Source organism: Rhizobium sp. KDH_Rht_773_N (assembly GCF_052946295.1).
In genome coordinates this window covers 1,133,710-1,146,519 of record NZ_CM129525.1, presented here as the reverse complement: position 1 = coordinate 1,146,519, position 12,810 = coordinate 1,133,710, and the positions used below count along the sequence as shown (strand labels likewise).

Below are 12,810 nucleotides of genomic sequence, written 5' to 3'. Positions count from 1 at the left end.
CCGGCAATTCATTCCTGCATGCGCCGAACGAAACGCTCGCACAAGTTTCGGCGTCTATTCGTCAAATGAGGCAATAAGCCTGCTTTGTCTTTGACGGATCGTGCGAGAACAGAATGAATCTGTTAAATCAATTAGTTCAGATCTTTAAGAACTTTGGTTCCCTTGGGCGGACGCGTTTGATGATCCTTGGTGGGGTCGGCGCCGCTTCCATCGCAATCATCCTGGCGGCGGCAATTTTCGTCAACAAACCGGCCCAGGAAACGCTCTACGTTGGCCTGGAGACGCCAGATCTCAACCAGATCAGCATGGCGCTCGCCGAAAGCAATATCGATTTTCAGGTGGGATCGGACGGCTCCAGCATCACCGTACCGGCCGGCATGACGGGCAAGGCCCGCCTGCTGCTTGCCGAACGCGGTCTGCCGAACAGCGCCAATGCCGGCTACGAACTCTTCGACAATGTCGGTTCGCTCGGCCTCACCTCCTTCATGCAGGAAGTGACCCGGGTGCGCGCCCTCGAAGGCGAAATCGCCCGCACGATCCAGTCGATCTCGGGCATCACCGCCGCGCGCGTCCACATCGTCATGCCCGAGGTCGGCAACTTCCGGAAGGCCGAACAGAAGCCGACGGCATCCGTCATGATTCGCGCCAGCGCCGCGACCGGGCGGAACGCTGCCACCTCGATCCGCCACCTTGTCGCCTCGGCCGTGCCGGGGCTCGACGTCGATGACGTGACGATTCTCGATTCGGCCGGCCAGCTTCTCGCTTCCGGCGACGAAGCCAGCAACAGCACGCTGAACCGTTCTCTCAGCATCGTCCAGAACGTGCAGCAGGAAATCGAATCGAATATCGACAAGGCGCTGGCACCCTTCCTCGGCATGGACAACTTCCGCTCCAGCGTCACGGCCAATCTGAACACCGACGCCCAGCAGATCCAGGAAACCGTCTACGATCCGGAATCCAAGGTCGAACGCTCGGTTCGCTCCACCAAGGAAAACGCCCAGTCGCAGCAGCGTCAGTCCGACAACGCCACGACGGTCGAGCAGAACATTCCGCAGGCAGCCCCCGATTCCGGCGGCGCGAATGGTCCGCAGTCGGAGGACAAGTCCGACAAGCGCGAAGAGCAGACCAATTACGAAATCAACAGCAAGACGACGGCCACGACGCGCAACAGCTACCGCGTCGAGAAGCTCTCCGTCGCCGTCGTCGTCAACAAGGGCCGCATCGCCAAGATGGTGGGCGAGCCGGCCGACCAGGCCAAGATCGACGCTTATCTGGCGGAGATGAAGAGCATCGTCGCCTCGGCCGCCGGCCTCGATACGAACCGCGGCGACGTGGTCACGGTCACGGCGATGGACTTCCTCGAGAACCAGCTCCTCGACGACGCCAACAACGGCATCCATGTCATGGATATGCTGAGCCGCAATCTCGCAGGCATCATCAACTCGCTGGCCTTCGTCGCGGTCGCCTTCGTGGTGGTCTGGCTGGGCGTGCGTCCTCTCCTGCGCACCATCAACGGCTCGGCATCCTCCTCCGCTGCGGTCTTCGGCGACGCAACTCCGGAATCGGCCGGCCTGGAACTGCCGGACTTCGCACCGGCGGGTGCTGCCGCCGGCGGCGCGCTCATGGACGGCTTCGGCTCCGACTTCGGCTTCGACAGCACCGAGGATCTGCTCAGCCTCGGCGACGACGACGGCAACTTCAACCGCCGCGTCAAGGAAGGCCCGGAACGCAAGCTCGCCCGCATGGTGGAGATCAACGAGGAGCGCGCCGCGAAGATCCTCAGGAAATGGGCCATCGACGAAGCAGCATGATGAAAAGGCCGGGAAACCGGCCTTTTTTCATTTCAGCTGTGGAAAGGTCCGCCGGTAACGGCAACGTTACCCGCACGCATTGCCGGTTCGCAGGCAGGCCGATTGCGCCATTGCACAGAATGCCGATGTAGAAGTCGCAGGGTGGCGGAATGGCGCCGCTCAAACGAGGCTCAAGCCCTGCATAAGGCGAAAGGCCCAAGTATGTCTCCAGTAAAACAGCAGAGCGTTGCTTTCAGGCGTCTGAAACTTGCTTTCGCCGGGCATTCGGTTGCGGCGATTCCCTTCCGGGAACTGTGATAATTACGTCATTCGCATCGATAATTCCGCTCGCCGTCACTCGCGCATAAGGCGAGGAACATTGCGGCCAGGGCCAGAATCATCCTAGCTTCATATATCTTCGCGAGAGTGGAGTGGTGATCGAATCACCGCATGGAAGGCCGCAAAAGTAAATCCCCAGAAGTCGGAGATGGTGATTTGCGATGGTTGGCTTACCCTTAAGTGATTCGGAGTGGGATTCGCGTGGGGCATGTGTTTGAATCCCTTTCACAAAAACAGAACTTTTTTGCGGGAATCGACAGTTTCTCAGCCGCAGGTCACTGCCAATGGATATGGACATATTTCAGGCGAATAAAGGCGAGAAGCAGATGGCGAACTTCGTCGGCGCCAATGTACCGGATCTTCTGCCGCGCGATGAACTGATCGATCGCCTTCGCGTCATTGCCGAAACCGGCAAATTGCAGGCCGGCCTGCGGGCGCTGACCGAATATGTCGGCGCCATGCACTATCTGATGGCGCGCTGCGACCTCATCCAGGAAAGCGGCCTGGACTTCATCGTCTCGTCCGACTGGCCTTTCGATCTGGTGAAGGACGTCGCCAACGACCTGGTTGCCGGTTACGCGCGTTCGACCGAATTCGAGAAGTGCATGCAGGTGCTGCAGCCGGGCTTCGCGCTCCTGCCCGAAGGCGCCGAACTGCCCTACGGTGCGAGCCGGCAATATTGCTCGCTGACCTTCAATGTCGGTCGCTCTCGTCTGGCGCTGATGTTCCTGTTCAGGGAAGGCTTCGTGCTTTCGCCGGAACGCCTTCGCGACGTCGGGCTGCTTGCCGGCTATTTCGCAAGTTTCCTTCGCTGCGGCGGCACGAAGGTCGATCGCGATTTCGAACTGACGGACCGCGAGCTGGAATGCCTCTTCTGGATCGCCGAAGGCAAGACGAGCGACGAGATCGCCATGATCCTCGGCATCTCCCGCAATACGATCAACAACTACATCACCAGCGTGATGCGCAAGACAGCAACGAAGACGCGTTCCGAAGCGATAGCCTTCGCCGTTCGCAACAATCTCGTCTGAGAGGAATCATGGGGCACCAACCAGGCAGGGCCATAGGCAATACGGACCAGATGCGGATGGTCCGTGTGAACAGGATTTCCAGCCGGTCTGACCTTTTCCCGCGCCTGATTGCCATGCAGAAGCTTGCCGATGCGCAGGGCTTCGCCGTCTTCCGGGTCAGCGGCTCCGGCGTGCCGGCAAAACAGCGCCTGATTTGCGAGCTGGAGAACTGGGGTCCCTCGAATGCCGGTTTCGGCAAAGCCTTCGTCGATGCCTATGGCGAGGCCCTGCTCGACCACATCGACCGCTCCCTGCTGCCTTTGTTCTGGGCCGGCAGCCATGATCGCGCGGCTCCGGGTCCTGCCGATTTCTCGCCTTTCATGGTCAGGCTGAGGGACGGCGTGGTGCCTTTCTCGGGTCTTGCCTTCCCGGTGCGCCTCGGCGCCATCGGCAACGGCTTCGTGCTCTTCACCGGCGACGATCTCGATCCGCAGAGCGATACGATCATCGAGCTGCACGGCCGCTGCTGCAATGTCATGATGGACCTTCTGTCGCTGGACGAACGGCGTGCGGCGGCCACCGAAGCCCTGAGCGAGCGGGAGATCGCCTGCCTTCAGCTTGCCGGCGACGGCCGTATCAGCGAAGAAATCGCCGACAAGCTCGGCCTGTCCGTTCATACGGTGAACGCCTATCTCGGCTCGGCGACCATCAAGCTCGATTCGGTCAACCGAATCCAGGCGATCGCCAAGGCGATTCGCCTGGGCTACATCAGCTAGAACAATCCCGGCGAAAGCGGGCCGCGGCTTGCGCCCGGAATTGTGTGAAGGCCGGAGCGTCTCCTGTATCGAGGAAGGCGGAAGGGCTCTGCAAACGGCAAGGCCCGGCGCCTTGCGGGCCGGGCCTGACAATCCGCAGCGAAAAATGCTTCAGCTGGCGAGCGCCTGGGGCCTGGCCACGATATAGCGCGCGTCGCGCAGGCTTCTTTCCAGGAAAGCCGTGTTTACGTCCGGATCGCTGGAGGCGTTCTGGAAGGAAATATGATTGATCTCGATGCCGGCATGGTCTTCGGCCAGCGTCAATTGCGCATAGACGGTCACGCCGCGCGGCTTGATTTCAAGATCGAGCACAACTTCGGGCTTGCCACCCCATTCCAGCGTATAACTTCCCCCCAGGCCGAAGTTGACAGTACCGGGGTGGAAAAACAGTTCCGCCGCGGAAGCGACGAGATCGGCGAGATTGCCGTAATACTCGAAACGCAGCAGAGAAATGAGATCGGATGCGTCCAGAAGCCTGAGCTCGGTTGCGACCGGGCTGATCGCTTCTGCAAGGATTTTTTCACGCTGGGCAGAGTAGGGGCATTTTTTCATTCGACTTATCTTACCCGTTTGTTCTTGGCCTCCGCGGCGTAAACCCGATGAATGAGTTCCGCGACGGCCTTATAGAAGACTGACGGTATGACACTATCCACCGAGACTTGCGCAAACATGGAGCGTGCGAGAGGCGGATCCTCGAACACGGGGATGTTGTTCTCTTCGGCGATCTCTCTGATTTTCAACGCAATCAGGTCCTGCCCCTTGGCAAGCACGACCGGCGCGTCGTTTTCCTCGCGCACGTAGCGCAGCGCCACGGCATAGTGCGTCGGATTGGCGATGACGAGGGTGGCGCGCTGGACGCTGGCGATCATGCGCCGGCGGGCGCGGTCGCGCATGACGGAGCGCTGTCTGCTCTTGACGAAGGGGTCGCCCTGCGACTGCTTGTTTTCTTCCTTCACCTCGTGCTTCGTCATCTTCAGTTCGGTGAACCAGTGATAGCGCGTCCAGAAGACGTCGGCGATGGCGACGATGGCGGTGGCAATCAGCATGACGATGATGATCTTGCGCATCGCCGTCATCATCCGCACCATGATCGTCTGCGGATCGGAGAACATCGCGTCGATCGAGCCGAAATATTCGCTTCTGAGCACGAAGAAGAGAATCACCCCGACGACGACGACCTTGAACAGCGATTTGCCGAATTCGACGAGGCCCTGAAGGCTGAAGAGCCGCGACCATCCCTTGATCGGCGAAATACGCGACGCCTGCGGACGGATGCGTTCGAGCACCGGCGTCGGCAGGTTCTGAAAGACCGACGAGGCGATGCCGAAGACCATGAACATGATGAAGGCGGGGGCAAGAAGCGCGGCCACCGCCCAGCCGAGCTTGGCAAAGAGCGAGATGACGTCAGGCCCGGTCTCGATTTTCCACTGGTCCGGCTGCTCGAAGACGTCGCGCAGGGTCTCGGCCATGTGTGACGTTGCGCTGGGCAGGAAGAAGACGAGGTAGACGAAGGTCGCCAGAATCGTCGCGAAGATGGAGATTTCGCGCGAGTGGGGGGTATTCCCTTTTTCGGCAGCATCAGACCGCTTTTTCGCGGTAGGGGCTTCTGTTTTGCTGTCCTTGTCTTCATCGGCCAAATGCGTGGCCCTCCGTCAAAGAAAAAGGCCGCTGCTGCGGCGCGGCCTGTTTCCAAGGACGGTAGACGTGTGCGCAGTGCCGATCAACCGCTGCCTTGACGGTCAGCCGAATTGTCAACAGCTGCGATGGCTCAGGCGGCCGCCGGGCCGCCTTCCTTTTCCTTGAGTTCGATCTGGCCGCCATTGGCCAGGCGAATCGCTTCCTGCGCGACGGCGCGGCGCGCAATCGCGATCTCGCGCGGGTTGACGCCGGCCATGCCGCTCTGCAGATCCGATTCGATCATGCGGCGCTGGCGCGGGCTGATGGAGGAAAGGACCGCTTCGCGGATTTCGGCCGATGCGCCGCGCAGCGCGACGGTAAGAACGTCGGCCGAAATGTCGTTGAGCAGCATGACGCGGCTGCGCTGCGGCATGAACATGATATCCTCGAAGAGGAAGATCTTCGGACGCACCTTGTTGACCGCTTCGCGGCTGATCGATTCGAGCGAGGTCAGCAGTGTGTCGACCTGCGGCTTGTCCATTTCGTTCATTAGGTCTGCGACCTTGGTCGAGCCCGATGCGTTGCGTTCCGCGTCGATCTCGGCAAGCAGCGTCATCACCTGGTTTTCGATGATCTGTGCGGCCTTCGGGCTGACGCCCTTCATATTGACCGTACGGTTCATGATATCGGCGCGGCGGTTGTCGGGAAGCTGCAGCAGCACCTTCGCACCGAAGGAGGAAGGCATCATGGACAGGATATAGGCGACGGTCTGCGGATGTTCGCGCAGCAGGAACTGGGCGACGAAAGCCGGTTCGGCCTCGGCCAGACGGTCCCAGATGGATGTCTCGTAGGCCTGGAAGGCGGTGCGGCGGCCAAGCAGGCTGTCGACTTCGTCAGGCGTCAGGCCTTCTTCAAGGATGGCCTCGATCGCCTTGGCGTTGTCCATCAGACCCGCGCCTTCGGTGAAGAGATCTTCGAATTCGCCGACGAGCTGCAGCAGCTCGTCCGGCGGGATGGCGCGAAGCGCCTGGGCGGATGCGATAATGGTCTGCAACTCGGCCTGCGTGAAATATTTCAGCAATCGGCCGGCGACGCCCTTTCCCATAGCGAGAAGAACAGCCGCCGCCTTTTCAGCCTGGGTCAACGGTTTCCCGGCAAGTGCGCCGCCGAAATCGTCAAAGTCCATCATGGTCTAACCTCTCCGTCCCACACAGGGATCAGGCTTTTTTCGTGCTCAAAACTTCTATCAGTTTTACACCGAATCGCGTGTCGTCATTATCAAGAACCGTAATCTCGCCGCGTGCAATCTTGCGGCCGTTCACCATTATTTCGACCGGCTCGCCGATCTTCTTGTCGAGCGCGATGGTGGCGCCCTCGGTGAGGTTCATCAGCCCGGAAACCTGCATGCGGCTCGTTCCGAGCATGATCTGGACATCGATAGGAATATCCATGATCAGGTCGAAGTTCGAGTTCAGCGCGCTGCCGAGCGGTGCCGGGGCGGACTGGAAGGCGTTGCCGCCGAAGCTCGGCGCGGCACTCGGGCTGGCAGCGCTCGCGGCCGCCATGCCCGCAGCATTGCCACCGAAATCGCCGCCGCCGAAATCGCTGCCTGCGAAATCGGCGCCGCCGAAGGACGTTTCGCCGGCATCGCCGCCGAACGGCGAAAGGTCCGTTCCTGCTGCGAAAGCATCGGTCTGGAAGTCGCCGCCGAACTGCGAAAGGTCGCTGTCCGAATCCTTCTTCAGCACGCCGCGCAGATCGTCGATCGCCTGATCCAGATCGGCTTCGCTGCCCGGCATGTCCAGGGAGAGGTCACTGTTCTGCTGTGTCTTCTTCGTAGCCATGAAATCACTATTCCAGTTGAAACTTGCCTCAAACTGCCTTTGCGGCCGTGAAAGCGAGAGAACCGATTAATTCATTAAGTGCCGGATCAGCTCATCATCCGAATTCATGGTGTCTTTCACGCGCACCATGTAGTTGTCGCCTGAACGCCCGAACTCGCACACATACAATTCCCGGCTGTTGGCGCTGACTTCGACGCGCACGTCGCCGCTGTCGCGGAAGGGAATGACGTCGCCGGCCATCAGTTTGGAAATCGTCCTGAGCGTCAGGTCCTGCAGGCGGATCTTCGCTTCGAGCGTTACCTGCGAGCGGCGAACCTGGTCGCCGATCTGCTCCGTCCATTCCGGCGATTTGGCCGGCTGCTTCTTCGGCTTCGGCGGAGAAACCTTGGTCTTGAGCAGTGCCGCCTGGGGAACGATCAGGCAGAATTCGGAAACGATGCCGGCAAGCGTGATCGACATGTTGATCGCGGCCGCGAACTCGTCCGGACGGTCTTCCGGCGGACGGATGCGTGCCTCGAGTGCGAAGGGGGCCGACAGGCTGGGCTCGAAACCGCCCGGCGCGTTGACGGCCGAGCGAAGCACCTTGGAAATCTTGTCGAACACCATGCTGGCGAGATCGAGCTCGATAACGGAGAGAAGCCGGTCGGCCGGCTCCTCGATCGTATCGGCGGTCGCGCCAAGCAGATGTTCCATCAGCGCGATGATGAAACCGTTGCCGCAGCCGATCGTGATGTTCTGGGACCAGTTGCGCAGCGTCGCGTCGACCAGCGTCATGTTGGTGCTGAGATCGTCGACCAGATGATTCTTGTAGCCAATCTCGCAGCCGAGATAGCCGACCGTCACGTCGAGGCCGGTTTCGCTCTTCAGGACATCGGGAAGGAATTCGCTGTAGATATCGCCGAAGGAGCTGCAGAGCTTGGCAACCCTGCCCTTGTCGCCCAGACCGCCGGTCAGTTTGGCAAGAAGGACGGGATCCATTGTCTGGTTGTCATGCGAAGCATTGCTCATAGTCATTTAAGCTGCCTTGTTTTCGCCACCTGGGTTCATCATTTCCTGTTCCACTGCGTCGATCGACGGGCGTTCATAGGCCGAGATCGTCTTGCGGCCGTATTCGAGGGCGACCTGCGGCACCGAGCCGTTCATGTAGGCAAGCAGGGTCTGCTTGACGACGACGTAGAGGCGGTGCTGCTTGGAGCGGACGACCTTGATCTGCGAGACGAGCGGCGAGCAGACGCAGTAGGAAAGCAGAATGCCGAGGAATGTGCCGACGAGGGCCGAGCCGATGAGATGGCCGAGCACTTCCGGCGAGTCGTTAATGTGCGCCATGGCCTTGATGACGCCGAGAACCGCCGCGACGATACCGATGGCGGGGAACGAATCACCCATGATCTGGATCGCGTGGTAGGGCTTCATCTTGTCGTGCAGGATGGTGTTGATCTCTTCGTCCATCAGCGCCTCGATCTCGTGCGAGCGGGCGTTGCCGATGATGATGAGGCGCACGTAGTCGCAGATGAAGGCCGTCAGTTCCTTGTTCTTCAGAACCGTCGGAGCCTGCTGGAAGATCGTCGATTCGGCCGGGTTGTCGATATGCGCTTCGATTTCGTTGCGCGATTTCGTACGCAGGTCGCGCATCAGCGAATAAAGCACGCCGAGCGTATCGAGGTAGTTGCGTTCCTTGGGAACCGAGTGCTTGAAGGCCTCGCCAAGCGCCTTGCCGGAGTCCTTTACCACCTTCATGGGGTTCGCCATGATGAAGCTGCCGATGCCGGCGCCGCCGATGATCAGGAATTCGAAGGGCTGAAAAAGAGCATCGACTTCGCCGCCCATCGCCATGAAGCTTCCGACGATACAGCCGCAGACAACTACAAATCCGATAATAATATTCATCGTCAGCCCAATCTGAACGTTGCTTTTCTTTGCGACGGATAGGGTTTGTGCCTTGCGTGAGGCTGATGAAAGTGGCTTTTGCGAATTCATTTGCGCTGCCAGCTTCGCGCAAGGATTTGCCCTCACATTGAACGTGACGAGTGGGCCTATGCGCGCCCATGTCTGAGATGCCGCTCAGCGGAACCCGTGGCCGAACGAAAAGGAGCCCGGTGTTTCGTTCCGTTCATTGCCAATGTGGAGCTTACCGACATGCAATCCGGTCTTTACGTTTCCCTGTCGTCGCAGATGGCCCTCGAAAAACGCCTGACGACAATCGCCGACAACATGGCCAACGTGAACACGACCGGCTTTCGCGGCACCGAGGTAAAGTTCGACGAGATGGTGGCCAACAACAAGAACAAGACGAACACCAGCGTCGCCTTCGTCTCCCAGGGCAATGACTATCTGGACGGCACGCACGGTGAATTGCAGCACACCGGCAACATGCTCGATTTCGCCATCAAGGGCGATGCCTGGTTCTCCCTCGATACGCCCGCCGGCCGCGTCCTGACCAAGGACGGCCGTTTCACCATGCGCGAGACCGGCGAGCTTGTCTCCATCCGCGGCTATCCGGTTCTCGATGCGGGCGGCGCGCCCATCGTGCTCGACACCTCCGCCGGCGAACCGTCGGTCGGCACGGACGGCATCATCTATCAGAACGACCGCCAGGTCGGCTCGCTCGGCCTCTTCGAAGCCGATATCAGCAAGGGTTATCTGCGCTACGAAAACAGCGGCATCATGCCGACCGACCAGCCGCGCGCCGTCGTCGACCGCTTCGATATCGGCGTCGAGCAGGGCTATCTCGAAAATTCCAACGTCAACGCGATGCACGAGATGACGCAGCTGATCGAGGTAAACCGCGCCTTCGACAGCGTCTCCTCGCTGATGCGCGACAGCGAGGATTCGTTCAAGGAAGCGGTTCAGACGCTGGGCGGCAGCCGCTAGGCAAGGGTGTGAACCATGAACGCCACCCTGCTGGCCGAGGATGCGCTTTCACCGAAGCTGACGCATCTCGGCGACCTTGCGAAACGATACACTTCCCCGGAATATTCGGTCACGCACGGTGGCCGCGTGCACACGATCGCTGCCGGTCATTACACCGTGCGCGGCCTTTCCCGGCATGTGCGCCTCGGCGAATTCGTGGCGCACAAATCCGCGACCGGTGTCCATCTCGGCGAAGTCGTCAGGGTGGAACCGGATCTCGTCTATGTCTGCCCGATCGAACCGGGCGAGCCGATCGGCATCCATGATATCGTGATCCGCAAGGGAGCCTTCCGCATCTCGCCGTCGGACAGCTGGTGCGGCCGCACCATCAATTCCCTCTGCGAGCCGATCGACGGGCTAGGCCCGATCGCCGAAGGCCTGGACCGCCGGTCGATTTCGACCACCGCGCCGCCTTCGATGACACGCCAGCGCGTCGAAAACGGGTTCAAGACCGGCGTGCGCGCGATTGATATTTTCTCCCCGCTCTGCCTCGGCCAGCGTCTCGGCATTTTCGCCGGCTCCGGCGTCGGCAAATCGACGCTGCTGTCGATGCTGGCCCGTGCCGACGCCTTCGACAAGGTGGTCATCGCGCTGGTCGGCGAACGCGGCCGCGAAGTGCGCGAATTCATCGAAGATACGCTCGGCAGCAATATGAGGAAGGCGATTGCCGTCGTTGCCACCAGCGACGAGAGCCCCATGCTGCGCAAGATGGCGCCGCTGACGGCGGTGACGATCGCCGAGCATTTCCGCGACAAGGGCGAAAACGTTCTCTTCATCGTCGACAGCGTCACGCGTTTCGCGCATGCGATTCGCGAAGTGGCGACCGCTTCCGGCGAGCCGCCGATCGCCCGTGGCTATCCGGCCTCCGTCTTCACCGAGCTGCCGCGTCTTCTGGAACGCGCCGGTCCCGGTCCGGAAGGCGCCGGCACCATCACCGCGATCATCTCCATCCTCGTCGATGGCGACAATCACAACGACCCGATCGCCGACTCCACGCGCGGCATTCTGGACGGTCACATCGTCCTGCAGCGCAGCCTGGCGGAGGAGGGGCGCTACCCGCCGATCGATCCGCTTGCATCCATCTCGCGTCTTGCCCGCAAGGCCTGGACCCCGGACCAGGAGAAGCTGGTTTCCCGCCTCAAGGTGCTCATCCACCGCTTCGAGGAGACCCGCGACCTGCGCTTGATCGGCGGCTATCGCCCGGGCGCCGATCCCGATCTCGACATGGCGGTCAAGCAGGTGCCGATCATCTATGACGTCCTGAAACAGTCTCCGGGAGACCGCGAATCGCTCGATGCCTTCGCCGATCTTGCCGGCGCTCTCAAGGCCGCCGCCGGCGTACCCACTCCGAGTGCGCCTATTCAAAGGAGGGCCTGAGCATGGCCGATTTCGAAGACGAACGGATTGCCGCGCTGAAAGAGCGCGACAAGGGCGTGCTGCTCGACCGCGCACTGACCTTTTTGGGGCTGGCGCTTGCCGGCGCTTCTGCCTTCTTCCCCTGGTATGTCTTCTTCAACGAGGACAAGTTCGGCATCAACGTCGCCGACAGCAATACCTCGCGCGAATTGCCGGACTGGCCGGCGCGCAACGTCTTCAGCGTTTCGCCGCTCGCCATGGTCAACAAGAACGACGAGGCCAAGAAAGTCCCGCCGATCGACAACATGACGACGGCAACCGTGTCCGAGCTCGGCAAGGAACGCAACGGCGACGCCTCGATGGAGGATCAGCCCTTCCCCGGCAAGGGCTCTTTCCGTCTGCTGCACGTGGCCAACGGCCGGGCGCTCATCGAGGATCCTTCCGGCATGTACGTCGTGCGCGTCGGCTCGATCCTGCCTGACGAAAGCCGTCTTGCCACTTTGGAACAGCGCGACGGCAAGTGGGTGATCGTCACGTCCAAGGGTGAGGTCTACCAGAACAACTAGTTCGGGCGAAACGACGAATCGCTGCGAGGTCCAGCCGGAAAACCGGCCGGGCGGCGGTTGGTCAGTGTGCGTAAGTAACCCCTGAGAATTGGCTGTAAAGCCAGCGTTTACCGTAAGTCCCACGCAAGATTACCGCCCTAGGTTCGGCCTAGTAAAAACGGAGAGTTCTCATGCAACCGATTCAACTGTTCGACTTGGCTTCAAAGCAGGCGGAATGGCTGACGATCCGTCAGGAGGTTGTTGCCGGCAACATCGCGAATGCAAACACGCCGAAGTTTCGTGCCAAGGACGTGACGCCTTTTCAGGCGGTGCTCGACCAGTCGGACGTGACGATGACGCGCACCAATCCGATGCATCTGAGCGGCAACGATTTCAGCACGAGCGGCAGTATCGACGTGAAGGATGCCGCGCTCGATCAGGAAATCGGCGTCCAGGAATCCGGCAACACCGTCGGTGTGGCCGAAGAACTCTCCAAGGCCGGCGAGATCAAGCGTCAGTACGACCTGAATACCTCGCTGGTCAGTTCCTTTCATCGAATGATGTTGATGACCGTAAGGAAGTAG

General features: G+C 60.6%; 13 protein-coding genes. 7 read left to right on the top strand and 6 right to left on the bottom strand.

The genetic code is table 11. The features are described 5' to 3' along the window. Positions 1-113 precede the first annotated feature (113 nt). The 3 genes from fliF (at position 114) to visR (ending at position 3,915) form a co-directional block, all read left to right on the top strand. Positions 114-1,811, top strand: a complete 1,698-nt coding sequence (gene fliF / locus ACU8HS_RS05840; protein WP_113413086.1) for a flagellar basal-body MS-ring/collar protein FliF — start codon at positions 114-116, stop codon at positions 1,809-1,811. Between the two features lie 602 nt (positions 1,812-2,413). Continuing rightward, the gene (visN, locus tag ACU8HS_RS05835; protein WP_112566797.1) at positions 2,414-3,160 is read left to right on the top strand and encodes a transcriptional regulator VisN; all 747 of its coding nucleotides are present in this window, start codon (positions 2,414-2,416) and stop codon (positions 3,158-3,160) included. 8 nt (positions 3,161-3,168) lie between these two features. Beyond that, on the top strand, positions 3,169-3,915 hold the full coding sequence (visR, locus tag ACU8HS_RS05830) for a transcriptional regulator VisR (RefSeq protein ID WP_112566794.1): 747 nt from the start codon (positions 3,169-3,171) through the stop codon (positions 3,913-3,915). Between the two features lie 150 nt (positions 3,916-4,065). Here the strand turns inward: visR and ACU8HS_RS05825 are convergent, their stop codons facing one another. The 6 genes from ACU8HS_RS05825 to motA form a co-directional block, all read right to left on the bottom strand. Further along, a complete protein-coding gene (locus ACU8HS_RS05825) occupies positions 4,066-4,506 on the bottom strand; it encodes a hypothetical protein (RefSeq protein WP_112566791.1) in 441 nt (146 codons plus the stop codon). A gap of 5 nt (positions 4,507-4,511) precedes the next feature. Further along, complete coding sequence (flhB, locus tag ACU8HS_RS05820) at positions 4,512-5,591, bottom strand: flagellar biosynthesis protein FlhB (protein ID WP_112566788.1); 1,080 nt, start codon at positions 5,589-5,591, stop codon at positions 4,512-4,514. A 131-nt stretch (positions 5,592-5,722) separates the two neighbouring features. Continuing rightward, positions 5,723-6,760, bottom strand: coding sequence for a flagellar motor switch protein FliG (gene fliG / locus ACU8HS_RS05815; protein WP_112566785.1), 1,038 nt, complete (start codon positions 6,758-6,760; stop codon positions 5,723-5,725). Between the two features lie 28 nt (positions 6,761-6,788). Continuing rightward, complete coding sequence (fliN, locus tag ACU8HS_RS05810) at positions 6,789-7,415, bottom strand: flagellar motor switch protein FliN (RefSeq protein WP_112566782.1); 627 nt, start codon at positions 7,413-7,415, stop codon at positions 6,789-6,791. 66 nt (positions 7,416-7,481) lie between these two features. Further along, positions 7,482-8,429, bottom strand: coding sequence for a FliM/FliN family flagellar motor switch protein (locus tag ACU8HS_RS05805; RefSeq protein WP_112566780.1), 948 nt, complete (start codon positions 8,427-8,429; stop codon positions 7,482-7,484). Further along, the gene (gene motA / locus ACU8HS_RS05800; RefSeq protein WP_112566777.1) at positions 8,430-9,302 is read right to left on the bottom strand and encodes a flagellar motor stator protein MotA; all 873 of its coding nucleotides are present in this window, start codon (positions 9,300-9,302) and stop codon (positions 8,430-8,432) included. It lies immediately after the preceding gene. Between the two features lie 249 nt (positions 9,303-9,551). Here motA and flgF point away from each other — a divergent pair, with 249 nt between their 5' ends. From flgF to flgB, 4 genes are all read left to right on the top strand, one after another. Next, positions 9,552-10,286, top strand: coding sequence for a flagellar basal-body rod protein FlgF (gene flgF / locus ACU8HS_RS05795; protein WP_112566774.1), 735 nt, complete (start codon positions 9,552-9,554; stop codon positions 10,284-10,286). 15 nt (positions 10,287-10,301) lie between these two features. Next, on the top strand, positions 10,302-11,702 hold the full coding sequence (fliI, locus tag ACU8HS_RS05790; protein ID WP_112704975.1) for a flagellar protein export ATPase FliI: 1,401 nt from the start codon (positions 10,302-10,304) through the stop codon (positions 11,700-11,702). Positions 11,703-11,704: 2 nt separating this feature from the next. Next, positions 11,705-12,247, top strand: a complete 543-nt coding sequence (locus tag ACU8HS_RS05785; protein WP_112566768.1) for a flagellar protein — start codon at positions 11,705-11,707, stop codon at positions 12,245-12,247. A gap of 170 nt (positions 12,248-12,417) precedes the next feature. After that, positions 12,418-12,810: a flagellar basal body rod protein FlgB gene (gene flgB / locus ACU8HS_RS05780; protein WP_112566765.1), complete on the top strand. Its 393-nt coding sequence runs from the start codon at positions 12,418-12,420 to the stop codon at positions 12,808-12,810.